This window comes from Vibrio rarus, from assembly GCF_024347075.1.
Classification (GTDB): domain Bacteria; phylum Pseudomonadota; class Gammaproteobacteria; order Enterobacterales; family Vibrionaceae; genus Vibrio; species Vibrio rarus.
Map to the genome: position 1 here is coordinate 1020761 of NZ_AP024900.1, position 15951 is coordinate 1036711.

General features: G+C 42.1%; 13 protein-coding genes. 6 read left to right on the forward strand and 7 right to left on the reverse strand.

Translation table 11 applies throughout. From position 1 onward, the window contains the following. Positions 1-20: 20 nt before the first annotated feature. Both pflB and OCU56_RS04840 read right to left on the reverse strand, forming a co-directional pair. Positions 21-2297, reverse strand: a complete 2277-nt coding sequence (gene pflB / locus OCU56_RS04835) for a formate C-acetyltransferase (RefSeq protein WP_261874403.1) — start codon at positions 2295-2297, stop codon at positions 21-23. Positions 2298-2659: 362 nt separating this feature from the next. Continuing rightward, positions 2660-4195 carry a DUF3360 domain-containing protein gene (locus OCU56_RS04840; protein WP_261874404.1) on the reverse strand — a complete coding sequence of 512 codons (1536 nt, stop codon included), beginning with the start codon at positions 4193-4195 and terminating at the stop codon, positions 2660-2662. Between the two features lie 616 nt (positions 4196-4811). Here OCU56_RS04840 and OCU56_RS04845 point away from each other — a divergent pair. From OCU56_RS04845 to OCU56_RS04860, 4 genes are all read left to right on the forward strand, one after another. Then, the gene (locus tag OCU56_RS04845; RefSeq protein WP_261874405.1) at positions 4812-5582 is read left to right on the forward strand and encodes an ABC transporter ATP-binding protein; all 771 of its coding nucleotides are present in this window, start codon (positions 4812-4814) and stop codon (positions 5580-5582) included. Between the two features lie 78 nt (positions 5583-5660). Beyond that, a complete protein-coding gene (locus OCU56_RS04850) occupies positions 5661-6437 on the forward strand; it encodes an ABC transporter substrate-binding protein (RefSeq protein WP_261874406.1) in 777 nt (258 codons plus the stop codon). 158 nt (positions 6438-6595) lie between these two features. Then, positions 6596-7336, forward strand: coding sequence for an ABC transporter permease (locus OCU56_RS04855; protein ID WP_261874407.1), 741 nt, complete (start codon positions 6596-6598; stop codon positions 7334-7336). Between the two features lie 2 nt (positions 7337-7338). Then, positions 7339-8022 (forward strand): ABC transporter permease, encoded by a 684-nt coding sequence (locus OCU56_RS04860; protein ID WP_261874408.1) that lies wholly within the window; start codon positions 7339-7341, stop codon positions 8020-8022. A 63-nt stretch (positions 8023-8085) separates the two neighbouring features. Here OCU56_RS04860 and xthA read toward each other — a convergent pair whose 3' ends face one another. The 5 genes from xthA to dinG all read right to left on the reverse strand — a co-directional run bounded on the left by xthA (position 8086) and on the right by dinG (position 12582). Then, positions 8086-8898: an exodeoxyribonuclease III gene (xthA, locus tag OCU56_RS04865; protein ID WP_261874409.1), complete on the reverse strand. Its 813-nt coding sequence runs from the start codon at positions 8896-8898 to the stop codon at positions 8086-8088. A gap of 80 nt (positions 8899-8978) precedes the next feature. Further along, positions 8979-9158, reverse strand: coding sequence for a DUF2496 domain-containing protein (locus OCU56_RS04870; RefSeq protein ID WP_261874410.1), 180 nt, complete (start codon positions 9156-9158; stop codon positions 8979-8981). Continuing rightward, positions 9158-9706 carry a primosomal replication protein gene (locus OCU56_RS04875; protein ID WP_261874411.1) on the reverse strand — a complete coding sequence of 183 codons (549 nt, stop codon included), beginning with the start codon at positions 9704-9706 and terminating at the stop codon, positions 9158-9160. The genes OCU56_RS04870 and OCU56_RS04875 overlap by 1 nt, the downstream gene beginning before the upstream one ends. A 9-nt stretch (positions 9707-9715) precedes the next feature. Next, positions 9716-10495: a sulfite exporter TauE/SafE family protein gene (locus OCU56_RS04880; RefSeq protein ID WP_261874412.1), complete on the reverse strand. Its 780-nt coding sequence runs from the start codon at positions 10493-10495 to the stop codon at positions 9716-9718. A gap of 17 nt (positions 10496-10512) precedes the next feature. Further along, positions 10513-12582 carry an ATP-dependent DNA helicase DinG gene (gene dinG / locus OCU56_RS04885; RefSeq protein WP_261874413.1) on the reverse strand — a complete coding sequence of 690 codons (2070 nt, stop codon included), beginning with the start codon at positions 12580-12582 and terminating at the stop codon, positions 10513-10515. Positions 12583-13117: 535 nt separating this feature from the next. Between dinG and OCU56_RS04890 the strand changes: the two genes are divergently transcribed. Beyond that, on the forward strand, positions 13118-14182 hold the full coding sequence (locus OCU56_RS04890; RefSeq protein WP_261874414.1) for a porin: 1065 nt from the start codon (positions 13118-13120) through the stop codon (positions 14180-14182). A gap of 216 nt (positions 14183-14398) precedes the next feature. Then, the gene (glgA, locus tag OCU56_RS04895) at positions 14399-15847 is read left to right on the forward strand and encodes a glycogen synthase GlgA (protein ID WP_261874415.1); all 1449 of its coding nucleotides are present in this window, start codon (positions 14399-14401) and stop codon (positions 15845-15847) included. Positions 15848-15951 lie beyond the last annotated feature (104 nt).

The window sequence follows — 15951 nt, forward strand, 5'->3', positions numbered from 1 at the left end:
AACTAAGTTAAAGTTTTAACTTATAGAGACTCAGTAAACGTACGAGCAATAACGTCATTTTGTTGCTCAGTAGTTAGAGAGTTAAAACGAACAGCGTAACCCGATACACGGATAGTAAGCTGAGGGTATTTCTCTGGGTGTTTAACTGCGTCTTGTAGAGTTTCGCGGTTAAGAACGTTAACGTTCAAGTGTTGACCGCCTTCAACAGCAGTTTCATGGTGGAAGTAACCATCCATTAGACCAGCAAGGTTAGCACGTTGGCTGCTTTCTTCTTTACCTAGCGCATTTGGTACGATAGAGAAAGTGTAAGAAATACCATCTTGTGCATCAGCAAACGGTAGTTTACCTACTGAAGTTAGAGATGCTACAGCACCTTTCTCATCGCGACCGTGCATTGGGTTAGCACCAGGAGCGAAAGGAGCACCAGCTTGACGACCGTCTGGAGTATTACCAGTTTTCTTACCGTATACCACGTTTGAAGTGATAGTAAGAATAGACTGAGTAGGGATAGCATCACGGTAAGTGTTAAGCTTACGGATTTTGTTCATGAATGTAGTAACAAGTTCAGCTGCGATGTCATCAACGCGAGCGTCGTTGTTACCAAATTTAGGGTAGTCGCCTTCGATTTCGAAGTCTACTGCTACGCCATTTTCGTCACGAACTGGTTTAACTGTCGCGTATTTGATTGCTGATAGTGAGTCAGCTGCAACAGAAAGACCTGCGATACCACATGCCATAGTACGCTTAACGTCACGGTCATGAAGAGCCATAAGAGCGGCTTCATAGCTGTATTTGTCGTGCATGAAGTGGATAGCGTTTAGTGCAGAAACGTAAGTTGTAGCCAACCAATCCATGAAGTGATCCATGCGATCCATTAAGTCGTCATAATCAAGGATTTCTTCAGTGATCTTAGGCATTGCTGGACCAACTTGAGCTTTAGACTTCTCATCAACACCACCGTTGATAGTGTAAAGCATAGTCTTAGCAAGGTTAGCACGAGCGCCGAAGAACTGCATTTGCTTACCAACAACCATTGGAGATACACAACAAGCGATTGCGTAATCATCAGACTCAAAGTCAGGACGCATTAGGTCATCGTTTTCGTACTGGATAGAAGAAGTATCGATAGATACTTTAGCACAGAAACGTTTGAAACCGTCAGGTAGTTGCTCAGACCAAAGAACAGTGATGTTTGGCTCTGGAGAAGGACCCATAGTGTATAGGCTGTTTAGGAAACGGAAGTTAGTACGAGTAACTAGAGTACGTCCGTCAAGACCCATACCACCCATTGATTCTGTTGCCCAGATTGGGTCGCCAGAGAACAATTCGTCGTATTCAGGAGTACGTAGGAAACGAACCATACGTAGCTTCATTACGAAGTGGTCAATCATTTCTTGAGCTTGCGCTTCAGTGATTTTGCCAGCAGCAATGTCACGCTCAACGTAGATGTCAAGGAAAGTAGAAGTACGACCAAGAGACATAGCCGCGCCGTTTTGAGATTTAACAGCAGCTAGGTAACCGAAGTAAGTCCATTGGATTGCTTCTTGTGCAGTTTGTGCAGGCTCAGAGATATCACAGCCGTAAGATGCTGCCATTGCTTTGATTTGACCAAGAGCACGATGTTGCTCAGCAAGTTCTTCACGAAGTTGCATAGTCAATTGAAGGTCTTCGCCGTTTTCAAATCTCTCTTGAAGAGAAGTGAATTGAGCTTTTTTGTCCGTCATTAGGAAATCAATACCGTAAAGAGCGATACGACGGTAATCACCAATGATACGACCACGGCCGTAAGCATCAGGAAGACCCGTTAGAACGCCTGATTTACGACAAGCTAGGATTTCTGGAGTGTAGATATCGAAAACGCCAGCATTGTGTGTTTTACGGTATTCTGAGTAGATTTTCTTAACTTCAGGATCAAGAACACGGTCGTAAGCTTTACAAGAGCCTTCGATCATGCGGATGCCGCCGTTAGGGATTAGAGCACGTTTTAGTGGAGCGTCAGTTTGAAGACCTACGATTTTTTCTAGATCTTTATTAATGTATCCAGCTTCGTGAGAAGTGATGGTAGAGATAATAGAAGTATCGAAATCTACAGGAGCGTGGGTGCTGTTTTCTTGTTTGATGCCTTCCATAACTTTAGCCCAAAGCGCATTAGTTGCTTCAGTACCTTCAGTTACTAGAAAAGACTCGTCACCTTCAAATGGTGCGTAGTTCTTTTGGATGAATTCACGAACGTTAACTTCGGTTTGCCAGTTACCTGCAGCGAAACCTTCCCAAGCTTTAGCAAATTGCTCTGCCATGATGTACCTACCTTATTAGTAGCAAAAATACGTGCCGTCCGACTACCCAAAATTGAGTAGTTAAATGTCACTAGTTAGTGACACAGCACTCTTAAGATTAATAACAATATGGATAAGTTTAGACTTAACCTAACACTTATTCATATTGGTACGAATCAACTCTAACACAAGTCAACTCTCAAAAATAATTATAAGTTTTAAACAAAATTAATAAAAGCATTTTTTTGCAATCATTGAATTCGTTCTAAACAAAAAGGCGAAATTGACAAGCCTTCGAAAATAATTAGTCGATCTTTACTGACTAATCAACTTAAAAATGTAAAGGGCAGTGTCGAAACACTACCCTTTAATTTACTTACACGCTATAGAAATGCTTTCAAACCGTATTGTGGTTCAAGCATACCTACTGCCAACATGGCAACCAAACAAATGACAAACACAGACACTGGAATGATGATTTTGTCAGCAAATGACAGACGTTCTGCACGCTCTTTATCACCAATGAAGCCATTGTTGTCCAAGAACATAGTCAGAGCCCATGCTAATACAGGGTTCGTTACGATAGCTGCAAAGATACAGATACCGGCAGCTTGTGAATCTTTAGTTTCACGAACCATTTGCATACCCGCTTCAAGTAGCGGTAGGAATACACCCACAAGCAGAGCGATACGCATTACTGGAGGCCATACCGCGACATCCATTGGGAAACCAAGAATAGCAACAATAATACACAATACACCAAGCAAAATTGCACCACCTGGGATAGGGCGTTTAGCAATAGCTGCAGGGATCATGTAAGTACCCCAAGAAGAAGTAATGTTACCACCACCAACAGCAGTACCAACCATTTGACGAATAGAACACATAGTCATAGTGTCATCAACGTCCATAAGCACTTTGTCAGTGTTTTTAGGGTAGTTCAGTTCTTGGAAGATACGGTGACCTAGGAAATCAGGAGACCACATTGCAACAGCAAGAATAGCAAAAGGTAAAGAGGCAATAAATTGTTGAACACCAGGAAGGCCAAGATGCCAACCTTGCTCTGTGCTACCCCACCAATAAACAGGGTTAAGATTTGGAATGCCCATTTGTGTTTCAAAGGTAAGGTCAAAACCTGCGCCTAAGCCTAGAGCGATGATCAAACCTGCAATGGCACACACAGGAATTGCCAACCAACGCATGCCGATTTTAGCAAGGTAAGCATAGATAGCGATATTGATACCCAGTACCACTAAACCAATGTAACCCAGGCTACCGGCGGCAACATCAGCAGATTGAAGACCTACAGCCCAAGATTGGATATCACCAATTTGACTCACGGTGCCGGTAAAGCCGAGGAACATTAATAATCCCCCTGCGGTCCCTTCCGAGGTGAGGTTAACCAGTTTGGACCCCCCTTTAAAGAAACTCAGTAGTAAACCGAAGATACCGATTAAAATCGCCAGTGCTAGAGGGTGTGCGCCAGCAAGTGCAATAGAACCAATTAATGGAATCATTGGACCGTGGTTACCGGCTAAGTTTGCTTTAGGGTTTACAAAGCCAGAAGCAAGAACACAGAAAAGAAGTGCAGGGATTAGCATTTCAACACGAGCCACTTCGATAGCAAACTCTTTACCTAAGTGAATGCCATGAGCTTGAGATAAACCATCAGCCCAAGACATCATCACTGCAGAATACATTGCAATAATACCAATGGTTCCCGCCAGCGCTGGAACTAAATCTTCAAGCTCAAATCGAAAATCACGACCAGGAAGGTTTAGCCCAAAACGGCGAGGCTTCATTATTTGAAGCTCATGATCTAAATAATCAGAACGACTGGCGAATTCTGAAGCGGGTTTGTGCAATTCAGAATAGCTTTTTTCACTCTCTGACTGCGTGTTGTTGACATCGTCGGACATAAAATCCCCGTTAACTAAAAGGTAGAAATAAATCTAGGTTATTTGATCTGTTCGCGAAATTTTGTTTCACGACGTAATAATTTCGCATATTTTTCGAAATGTAGCACGTCGTTTCCGGAACAATTTTAGGCGAAAATTTGAAAAATACTTATCAAATTTGAATCTGTGTGCCGGAGTGTAACAAGGTGGCAACTTAGAACAATTGATCTCGATCAGTTAATGAAAATTACTGAAACAAAATTTGTATGAGTAATTAGCTAAACGTAAATGGCTAGTAAGGCTTGTTATATCAATGGGGTTAATGCTTATTGTCACAGTGAGTTTGACTTATCAGTATTGCTCAGCGTGCGCGAAGCAAGCAATAGCAAAGTAATGTTGTGATTTTGTAAAAATACAATGTAATTAATGTTGTTTTACGTTACATTGAGTACCCGATAAGATGCTGCTTATTGAACGTTTTTTCGCCTAATATAATGCAGGATGTATATATAGGCGGTTATTGTGACTATTTATACCTAGAGAAGCTGGGGATTAGGTGATTGCTAAACGTTTTAGCAAGTGATACCTTTCTCTCATAAACACAGCCTGACTCTAGGATTACAGGGAGAGCAAGTGCATGGCGGCAATACCCGCACTAACGATTAATAATCTGCATAAAACCTTCGGGCAGAATCAAGTTCTGAAAGGGATATCTTTAGAAGCTCACAAAGGTGATGTGATTTCTATCATTGGCAGTTCAGGCTCAGGAAAAAGTACTTTTCTTCGTTGTATCAATTTACTGGAAACGCCGACTCAGGGTGAAATTTGGGTAAATGGTGAACTGATTGAGATGAAAAATAATCGTCTTGGTGAGCAACTGCCCTCTAATGCAAAACAGGTACAACGCATTCGCTCAAGATTAGCGATGGTATTTCAAGGCTTTAATTTATGGTCGCACTTGACAGTATTAGAAAATGTCATAGAAGCACCTGTGCATGTCTTGGGTGTGCCGAAAGCCCAAGCCATTGAAAAAGCAAAAAAACTGCTACAAAAAGTGGGGCTTTACGAGCGCAAAGATTATTACCCAGGTCATCTTTCTGGTGGTCAACAACAACGTGCTGCTATCGCCCGTGCATTGGCGGTAGACCCAGAAGTCATGCTGTTTGATGAACCCACTTCCGCTTTGGATCCAGAGCTGGTAGGGGAGGTACTTGGCGTGATGCGAGATCTTGCTGAAGAAGGTCGAACCATGCTTGTGGTGACCCATGAAATGGCCTTTGCTAAAGATGTCTCTAACCACGTAATGTTCTTACATCAAGGTCTTGTTGAAGAGCAAGGGGACCCTGCTAAGCTGTTTAGCAATCCAGAATCGGAACGACTAAAGCAATTTATTTCATCTATTTACTAAACGAAGTGCTCTTAAAGCACTCATTGTAATGCTACAAATAAACACAACAGAAAAAACTACAATCACAGGAGTATGGATATGAAGAAGTGGTTAATCGCCGTAACGTTAGCAGCAACAGCTATGTCTGGCTTAGCTCAAGCGAAAGAATGGAAACAAGTACGTTTTGGCATTGAAGGGGCTTACCCTCCTTTTAGTAAAACAGAAACAGATGGCTCTTTAAGTGGCTTTGATGTGGATATGGCGCATGCTCTATGTAAAGAGATGCAAGTGAAATGTGTCCTTGTCGCTCAAGATTGGGATGGCATGATTCCTTCTCTTTTAGCGCGTAAATATGATGCTATTATTGCGGCCATGTCAATTACGCAAGAGCGTAGAAAAAAAGTAGACTTTACTAATAAATACGCACTCGTTCCAAACAAATTTATTGCTAAAAAAGGCGCTAACTTAGAATTTACTAAAGCGGGGCTTAAAGGCGTTAAAATCGGTGTACAGCGTGCAACTACCCACGATAAGTACCTAACAGATAACTATGGCGGGGAAGTTGAAATTGTACGCTACGGTTCTTTTGATGAGGCTTATCTTGATCTAGCTAATGGCCGTATTTCTGCGGTATTAGGTGATGCATCAGCACTGGAAGAAGGTGTACTAAACTCAGCTAACGGTAATCAATATGAATTTGTTGGCCCGTCGCTAACGGATCCTAAGTGGTTTGGTGATGGTTTTGGTATCGCAACTCGTAAGCAAGATAAAGATCTTACTGAAAAACTGAACGCGGCTATTTTAGCATTGCGTGCTCAGGGCGTTTACAAAAACATTCAAGATAAATACTTTGATTACGATGTCTATGGCGACTAAGCCAACTCTTTGACATTAAACAGCCTGAGGAAAGTTTTCTCAGGCTGTATTGCATCAATTTTACTCATAATGCTTTATTAAAATAGGAAAGCATTATGAACAAAACAGTGCCATAAGGCAGAACGATAAGATCGCCATGACAGAGTTAAAAAACGATTATGTTTGATTTACAAGGGTATGAAGCCTCCCTTTTAAGTGGTGCGTGGCTGACGCTACAGGTGGCGCTCCTTTCGCTAGTGCTTGCCGTCATACTGGGTATGTTGGGTGCGCTAGCTAAGCTCTCAACGTACCGAGTGTTACGTGGTGTAGCAACACTATATACAACCATTATTCGTGGTATTCCTGATTTGGTATTAATGATGCTCATATTTTTTGGTGGGCAGATCCTTCTTAATAACAGTTTGTATGGCATTAATGAGTGGATAAATAATTACCTTTCGGCCAGCGATCCTAGCCATGAATGGGTATCATACTTACCCGACTATATCGATGTCAGTCCTTTCACTGCGGGTATCTTAACCATTGGTTTTATTTTTGGTGCGTATATGGCGGAAACATTCCGTGGCGCTATTATGGCCGTGGACAGTGGGGAATTAGAAGCGGGTAAAGCGTATGGTATGAGCCCTACTTTGGCGTTTCGTCGTATTCTACTCCCGCAAATGATCAGGCACGCGTTACCGGGGTTTGGTAATAACTGGTTAGTTCTGCTTAAAACCACCGCTTTGGTGTCCATTATTGGACTGGAAGATATGGTGCGTGTCAGTTCTTTGGCAGCCGGTACTACAAAAATGCCATTTACCTTTTATATGGCAGTTTCCATTATCTTTTTAGTGTTTACCGCAGTTTCTACAGGCTTGTTGAAACTCGTTGAACGTAAATTCAGTATTCAAGCGAGGTAAGCATGGATTTTTCGATTATCCTCGATAGTATTGATGTGTATATAGAGGGTCTATATACCACGGCTTGGTTAGTGGCGTTATCACTTATTGTTGGTATTTGCATCGCCATTCCATTAGCCATTGCACGAAACAGTAAAAACTGGCTTCTAGTGGCACCCAGTTGGTCTTATATTTACTTCTTTCGTGGTACGCCACTGCTGGTTCAGTTGTATCTTATCTATTACGGGATGGACCAATTCTACCCAGTAAAAGACACCATGTGGGAAAACGCTTGGTTTTGTGCTTTAGTGGCATTTATTTTAAACACTTCAGCCTATACCTCTGAAATTATTCGCGGTGCGATCAATGGCTTACCTAAAGGTGAGGTGGAAGCAGCCAAAGCGTATGGCATGAGTCCTTTTACGACCTATCGACGTATTATTTTACCAAGTGCTTTGCGTCGCGCTCTTCCTGCCTACAGTAATGAAGTGATTTTTATGCTACACGGTTCTGCAGTAGCAGGGATTATCACCATTTTGGACTTAACCGGTGCCGCACGTTTGGTGAACTCACGATACTATGCGCCATTTGAGTCATTCTTAACCGCTGGCTTATTTTATATGTGTCTCAGTTTCCTCATTCTATTTACCTTTAAACGGGCTGAGAAACGTTTCTTAGCCTATTTACGGCCTTTAGAAAGCAAGTAAATCGAGTGGAAAAAAACCGAATCAGTAATGATTCGGTTTTTTTATAAGGGTTCTTGATAGGTATTAAATGGTCTGAAATGTTGCCCAAATAGGGGCATGATCTGACGGTTTTTCTATACCGCGCAATTCGTAATCAATATCAGACTCAACACATTTTTCCGCTAAACCGCCTGTGGCAAGTATCACATCAATACGTAGCCCGCGATTATCTGGAAAGCCCTTTGAGCGATAATCAAACCAAGAAAAACGGTCATTCACATCTGGATGAAGTTTACGGAAAGTATCTTCAAATCCCCAGTCCATGAGCGTTTTTAGCCATTGACGCTCTTCTGGTTGAAATGAGCATTTCCCCGATTTTAACCAACGTTTACGGTTAGGTTCACCAATACCAATATCCAAATCGATAGGGCTAATATTGATGTCGCCCATCACCACTATTTGTTGCTCATTGTTGTGATGTTCAGTGAGGTAGCCCATAAGATCCGTATAAAATTGACGTTTATAAGGGTACTTAGTTTCATGGGCGATGTTATCCCCTTGGGGAAAGTAACCATTGAGTATAGTGACTGGCTGTCCTTGTTCATCTTCAATGGTGCACATGATCATGCGCTTCTGATGTTCATCATTGTCGCTAGGGAAGCCTTTTTGCACTGATATAGGCTCTTTTTTACACAGTAAAGCGACCCCATAATGTGCTTTTTGCCCGTGGTGGTATACTTTGTAACCCATAGATTCGACCGCTTCTACAGGAAAGGCTTCATCGTGAACTTTAATTTCTTGTAAGCCAATAACGTCAGGTTGATGTTTATCAATGATGGCTTGCAGTTGATGAAGGCGGGCGCGCAAGCCATTAATATTAAAGCTAATTATTTTCATTGTTTATAAATACCTAGTTCATTTCCAATAGTAGGACAGCCAAAACTCCCCGTAGCACTTAGGGGCTGCGTGATTTACGCTTACTTACTATGATGTTGTTTTTTACTGATGAGATCGGCTTTCACCAACTCTAATGCAGATAATGCCGTATCAATATCCACCTTGTTTGATTCAAGCAAATAAATGAGATCCACCGCCAATTTTATGTCATCTGGGGCGGTCTCTAATGGAGAATTCTCTGAAGAGGAGGGCTTAGTCATTATTGATGTCGCTCCCTAAAGGTGATTTGTTTTTCGATTTTTATAATGGCATCTCGGCAACGTTGTAGCCTTTGTTCTGCGGTAATCAGTGACTGCTGAGCTTGCCCTTGATTGAATCCGGTGGCGCTGTCTAAGGCATGTTGACGGTCGATAACCATTTCCATTAACTGACGTTCCCACTCTTTGTGTTTCGCCAGATCTTGATAGATGGCATTGATGGGTTTTCTATAAAAACTTTTGTGCTTTGGTTCGTCTTTTCTAAAATGAGCCGTGGATAATTCACGAGTAATGGCACTTATCTGAGCCAAAAGGCGTTCAGATAAGTAGGTGGCTCGCTCTGTGCTGAGCAAGCCATGTTGTTGCTCTCGCATAATGGCTTGGTAGGTATTGCTGGCTTCTTTGACGCAAGGGGACAGCAACTTCGCACGGCAGGTAAACAAACTGCTATCAAATAGCGCTTGATGGTGCTCTCCGCGCTGTTTATCGAGTTGCTCCGCACTGTGCGCCATTTGCGCTAGCTTCTCTTTTAATTGAGAAAATCGATTCATTTTTTTCCCTTATAGCGAGACAAACCAAGCGTCATAAGCAAGCTTAACCGCCAAAATAGTGACGACAGTGACAAATACTGGGCGAATAAATGTTGCGCCAAAGCGAATGGCGGAATGAGCACCAAAATACGCGCCAAGCATTAAACAAAAGCCCATAGTGAGTCCTAACACCCAATCAATATGGCCTAATAGGGCAAAGGTAATTAATGAGGTGAAATTACTGGTGAAGTTCATGGCTTTGGCAAGCCCTGATGCTAGCAGAATATTGAGCCGATAAAGGGCCATGCTACTGACGGTCCAAAATGCGCCGGTACCAGGACCTGCTACCCCATCATAAAAACCTAAACTAAAGCCCTGTGCTACTTGTGTGGCACTGTGTTTGGTACCTGGCTTTGGCATGATATTTTTATTTGCATCAGGGGTTTTATGGATAATGGTATATAAGGCCGCCGCTAGAATGACCAATGGCAATGCTTTTTCCAACCAATCTGTGGAGATGGAATCCACAAATAGCGTGCCACAAGTCGCACCGATAAGGGTGGCGATAAAGTTGGGTAGCCATAATTTAGGTTTAAAAAGTTTTTTCTTATAATAAGTAAACGCAGCAGTGGATGACGCAAAACTGGCGGCGAGTTTATTTGTGCCCAGTGCCATATGGGGGGGCAAACCGATAGACAGTAGGGCAGGGACAGTGAGCATGCCGCCGCCACCCGCTACTGCGTCAATAAAACCTGCAATAAAGGCCACAACAGCCAGTATAAGCAGCATACTTGGTTCTAGGTATTCCATTGATTACTAAGTTAATCCTAATCGATACGACGTTTAAAAGGGGGTAGAGAATCTAGTAGCGCCTTGCCATAGCGTTTGCTAACAAGACGACGGTCAAAGATGATGACTCTACCAGAATCTTGCTCTTTACGCAGTAACCTACCAACAGATTGAATCAGCTTTTTGCTCGCTTCTGGTACGGCGATCTGCATAAAGGGGTTGCCGCCTCTACTTTCAATATATTCTGCATGGGCTTCTTCCACCGGAGAGGTGGGCACGGCAAATGGAATTTTGGTAATAATGAGATTTTCTAACAACTCTCCGGGTAAGTCTAACCCTTCAGAAAAACTCCCAGTACCAAATAAAATGCTCGTTTTACCCTGTTTAATGGCTTTTTTATGATTTTTTATGATTTCGATGCGTGAACTGTCACCTTGAACCTGTAATTGCCAGCCTTTTTTGGTCAGTGTTTTTTGCATGGCTTCGGCCACTTGATTCATTTGCCAATAGGAGGCAAATAGAACTAGGTTGGCTTGGTCTGGCATAAGCCACTGGACCAAGTTTTCACTCAGATAGTCAGTAAACTGAGGCGCTTGTGGCTCATAAGGTATGTTAGGAACGATAAGCTCAGCATTGTTTTGATAATCAAAAGGAGACGCAAGAGCTAAAAATTGTGTGCCATCTTCTTGGGCGAAACTAACGCCACTTTGCTGGCAGAAAAAATGAAAAGAATTTAATGCCCTTAGAGTGGCCGAGGTTAAGACAGCACCAACACACTTACTCCATAACTGTTGATCAAGGGACCAGCCTACCTCCAGTGGTGAGACGCTAACCACAAAATCTAACTCCCGTTCAGGGTTGGTTTCAATCCAGCGTGCAAGAGGGGCCCCTTTATCTCTGGATGGTTCAGCCATTAGGTGCCATACCTTAGCTAAATTTTCTAAGCGTTGCAGAAAGAACCCCGCTTCAGCAAGGGCAGGTTCAGCCAATCGTGGAGAGACCTCCCCCTCTTTAACTCTTTCTGTTATCAGATCGGTTATTTTACCTAGGGCTTGCGCCGCTTTATTACAAATCGTTTTAAGCTCTTTGCTTTGCTCGGTTAGCCAAGGCGGCAGTTCCCCATGCTCAAAGCGAAGGCGATTTTCTTTGAAGCCGGCAGGATCAAGTTGACGGGCCACATTGTTTAAACTGGGAATAATGTCCGTTATTGAGTTTTGTAATTCTGTGAGGAAGCGATCAACGCGTTTAGCATCGGCAAGAGAGGCGATTTTATTGCTGTTTTTATTTAACGTTTCCAGCCAAGCAGTCGCACCTTTCAAGCTCGCTGACGCTGAGGAGTGATCGCGCGCCACTTTAGGCAGGTGATGCGCCTCATCGAATACATAAATAGTATTTTCAGGCTCAGAAAGGATAACTCCGCCACCAAGGTCTAAATCGGCCATGACCAAACTGTGGTTAGCAATCACCACATCCGCTTTGTCTAATTCAGCGCGGGCTTTTTGAAAAGGACAGTGTCTATGGGCAGGCAAGCCATTGTTACAACTGTGTTTGTCGCTAACGATGCTTTGCCACACTTCATCTTTAATCGGCTTAGGCCAAGAATCTCGGTCCCCATCCCATTTATTTTCCGTTAACGCCTGATACATAGTTTCCAGTAACAGCACATCTGATTTTTGTGGCTTAGTTTCAAACATGGCAATTTGTGAATCATCGGCACCAGAGGCGGCGGCAAGTTTTTCTGCGCAACAATATCTTTGGCGACCTTTTGCCAAAATAAATGAAAACTCAAAATCAACAAGGCGACGATATAGAGGTAAATCTTTATTAATGAGTTGCTCTTGCAACGCTACGGTTGCAGTAGAAATAACCACTTTACGGTTGTTAAATTTAGCCACTGGGATCGCAGCCATTAAATAAGCGAGCGATTTACCGATACCCGTACCGGCTTCCGCCACGATTAAACGGTTACTTTTATGATACTCACCACAGAGTGTCTTAGTCATTTCTGCAACTAAAAAGTTTTGCGCTCTGCGAGGGATAAAATTATCCAACTGGTGATGCAGGTTTTGATAGCTACTACGTATTGCTTGGTGGATTTTCTTGTTCATTGGTTTTCGGACAGTGACATGCTATCGCTATAGTAACACATCTCAAATGGAGCGTGCGTCCGCGTCCTTATGAAATCATGGTCATACTTTTTTGAGATCCCCGTCCCATAATGAGCAACTTCTTGCATAAAACATTGAAACTTATAAGGTTATCGGCTGTCCATTTTGCCTAGTGATAAATTCCGCTAATTGGGTGTTTTTTGTTTTCTGTGCCATTTATTGCTTTGAAGTTAGCATTTTGTTTAGATGATTATCTTGTTGTTTGTGCATGTTGCGTCAATGTCAACCGGTTGATAAATTAGCGTAAAAACTGTGAGCGCGGTTGTTGAAAGTATGTAAGTAACTGTTTTGTAAGTATTTTTAGGTTTGTTTTGTGTTGTTTTATGTCTATTGACTCTTATTTATAAAAATTGCAAGGTATCAGCAACTTCAGTCATATGTGTTTATTTGCATAAGTGGCTTGAATGATTATAAAAATAAATAAATTTAAGAATCGCATTAGGGTTCTAGTTAAAAGAAAAGGACGTAAATTAACATGAAAAAAACACTATTAGCGCTAGCAGTAGCATCACTGGCAGCAACATCAGTAAATGCAGCTGAGATTTATAAAGCAGAAAATGCTTCAGTAGACTTTTATGGTCAGTTAAGAACTGAGCTTAAAGGAAGTGATGATTCTATTTCTCTAGAAGATGGCGCTCAAGACGGCAAAGTCACCCTTGGTGCTGGTTCATCTCGTATGGGAATTACGGCTGATTATACTATCACTGACGGCCTAGGAATTATGGGTCTGGTTGAGCTTGGAGTAGGCTCTGGTGATGTAAACGTTCGTCAACATATTTTAGGTGTTGTTACAGACTTTGGTACATTAAAGTTCGGTGAGCAATGGACGGTTTCTGATGATATCTACGGTGCTGATTATTCATACTTCTTTGGTGGTTCTGCTCTAGGTTACTCTAACGTGAGCGGTGCAAGCCATGATTCTCTAATCAAGTACAACCTAGACCTTGAAAACTTCTTTGTAGCTGCGAACTACGGTTTGAACGAAGATGATTCTAACCAAGATCTAATGGAAGTATTCGTTGGTGGTAACGTTGCAGGTCTAGATCTTCACGTTGGTTTCGGCCAAGTTAAAGACAATACTCCTGATGAAGATAATAATAAATTTCCTGAACTAAAAGATACGTACTACCAAGGTACTGTAGCTTATGATTTCGGTGGCGCATCTATTGGCTTTACTTACTACAACACTAAAATTGAAGTTGAGAACCAATCTGCAAAAATCAACGGTTACTCTTTAGCCGGTACGTTTGACTGGGCTGATAATGCAACAGCCTACACTGGTTTTGAATATACAGACCAAGAGTTAACGGGCCTTGTTGAAGCAGCACTTCCTGCTCAATTCAAAGAAGATGATACTTCGACAGTCATTTACGTGGGTACTGACTATCACTTCAACAGCTTCACTCGTTTATACGTTGAAGCAGCTTACCAAGACGGCCGTACTCTAGGTTTCACAAACAAAGCCTCTGATGAGTTTGTTGGTGTTGCGGTAGTTGATGGTGGTTTCTCTTGGGGTGTAGGTGCTCGAGTTTACTGGTAATCACCAGTAAAACATAACTATCTTCAATGCCCGGCCTTTGTGCCGGGCATTTTTATTTTTAATTCATCTATAAACTGTTACTAATACAAATGACCGCCTTCGCGCAATACTTTGTTTACTATGTTAAAATCGCTTAGAAATAACACAATTTAAATCTACTATACACATAACCAGAAGCTGTCAACAGCTCTAATGAAAAACAGGATTTCCCCAAAAATGTCACAATTAAAAATTTGGTTTACCGTCTCTGAAGCTGAAGGATTAGTAAAAAGCGGTGGTTTGGCTGATGTTGGTAAAGCATTGCCTAAAGCGTTGCAAAACTTAGGTTCTACCATCGCTATTGCTATCCCAGGGTATAGTAAAATAGCGGATCTTGAACATTGTCCTGTGGTGCTTTCTACCCAATTAGATCACTTTCCACATACGCCGTATCAGGTTCGTCAATTAGAGTTGGATGGTGTGCCTGTGTACGCCTTTGAGTGCAAGCAATATTTTGATCGTCCAGAGTTATACGCTGAACGTAATCAAGCGTATGCCGATAACGGTGAACGTTTTGCTTTTTTCTCTGCCGCTAGTTTAGATGCGCTGCCTAAGCTTAATTTTAAGCCCGATGTAATACATGCAAATGATTGGCATACTGGCTTAGTGCCGTTTTTATTAAAAACACGTTTTTCCAATCACGACTTTTATAAAAACATTAAAAGTGTATTGAGTGTTCATAACGCGTTATTTAAAGGTATCTACCCTTATAATGAAGTGAGCATTATTCCGGAATTGAGTCAGGTAGAAAGCAGCAAGGTTAATTATGGTCATGATTGCATCAGTATGTTGCGAGCAGGGATTCACTACGCCGATAAATTGAATGCAGTGAGCCCTAACTATGCAGAAGAGTTAAAAACGCCTCTTGGCTCCCACGGTTTAGTGGACGATTTTGTGGCACGAGAAGCGGATTTTTGTGGCATTGTTAACGGCTGTGATTACAGTGAATGGGATCCGGCTACGGATAATTATTTAGCGAAAAAGTTTAAAGCCACTAAAGCCAGTTTTAAAGCAGGTAAATCAGCCAATAAAACCGCCATACAAAATGAGTTTGGCCTTCCGGTAGTTAAGCTGCCTATGTTTGGTATGGTATGCCGTTTGACGGAACAAAAAGGGTTTAATTACATCCTGCCGATCATTGAGCAATTTTTACATAACGATGTGCAACTGGTTATTATTGGTACCGGCGATCCAGCGATTGCAGCGCAGTTACGTCAAGTATCTGAAAAGCACGCCAATAAATTCACCTTTGTTGAAGCGTACGACAATCGTTTAGCGCACCTTGTTGAAGCAGGTTCTGATTTCTTCTTGATGCCATCAGAATTTGAAGCGTGTGGTTTAAACCAGCTTTACTCCATGGCGTATGGCACTTTGCCTATCGTACGCAGTGTGGGTGGATTAAAAGATACTGTGAATGATTACGATACAGACCCAAGTATTGCCACCGGTTTTGCTTTCCGTGAACCAAGAGCCGAAGATCTACTGATTTGTATGCAGCGCGCATTACTTTTGTACTTACAACAGCCTAGTGATTTTTCTCAAATGCAATTACGTGCCATGACCAAAGACTTTAGTTGGGATGTGGCTGCTGAAAAATATGTACAGATGTTCAACAGCTCATTTTAATACTAATTCGCTGAAAGGGGAGAAGTGGATTTTTCTTTGACAGCAAAATAAAAAAGCCTGAATAGCATCTCTATTCAGGCTTTTTACTTTTATCGCAATGGCGA

What these genes read in the sequence shown, in the direction of transcription:
- pflB (WP_261874403.1), bottom strand. Translation starts at nt 2,297, where the DNA reads ATGGCAGAGCAATTTGCTAAAGCTTGGGAAGGTTTCGCTGCAGGTAAC.
- OCU56_RS04840 (WP_261874404.1), bottom strand. Translation starts at nt 4,195, where the DNA reads ATGTCCGACGATGTCAACAACACGCAGTCAGAGAGTGAAAAAAGCTAT.
- OCU56_RS04845 (WP_261874405.1), top strand. Translation starts at nt 4,812, where the DNA reads ATGGCGGCAATACCCGCACTAACGATTAATAATCTGCATAAAACCTTC.
- OCU56_RS04850 (WP_261874406.1), top strand. Translation starts at nt 5,661, where the DNA reads ATGAAGAAGTGGTTAATCGCCGTAACGTTAGCAGCAACAGCTATGTCT.
- OCU56_RS04855 (WP_261874407.1), top strand. Translation starts at nt 6,596, where the DNA reads ATGTTTGATTTACAAGGGTATGAAGCCTCCCTTTTAAGTGGTGCGTGG.
- OCU56_RS04860 (WP_261874408.1), top strand. Translation starts at nt 7,339, where the DNA reads ATGGATTTTTCGATTATCCTCGATAGTATTGATGTGTATATAGAGGGT.
- xthA (WP_261874409.1), bottom strand. Translation starts at nt 8,898, where the DNA reads ATGAAAATAATTAGCTTTAATATTAATGGCTTGCGCGCCCGCCTTCAT.
- OCU56_RS04870 (WP_261874410.1), bottom strand. Translation starts at nt 9,158, where the DNA reads ATGACTAAGCCCTCCTCTTCAGAGAATTCTCCATTAGAGACCGCCCCA.
- OCU56_RS04875 (WP_261874411.1), bottom strand. Translation starts at nt 9,706, where the DNA reads ATGAATCGATTTTCTCAATTAAAAGAGAAGCTAGCGCAAATGGCGCAC.
- OCU56_RS04880 (WP_261874412.1), bottom strand. Translation starts at nt 10,495, where the DNA reads ATGGAATACCTAGAACCAAGTATGCTGCTTATACTGGCTGTTGTGGCC.
- dinG (WP_261874413.1), bottom strand. Translation starts at nt 12,582, where the DNA reads ATGAACAAGAAAATCCACCAAGCAATACGTAGTAGCTATCAAAACCTG.
- OCU56_RS04890 (WP_261874414.1), top strand. Translation starts at nt 13,118, where the DNA reads ATGAAAAAAACACTATTAGCGCTAGCAGTAGCATCACTGGCAGCAACA.
- glgA (WP_261874415.1), top strand. Translation starts at nt 14,399, where the DNA reads ATGTCACAATTAAAAATTTGGTTTACCGTCTCTGAAGCTGAAGGATTA.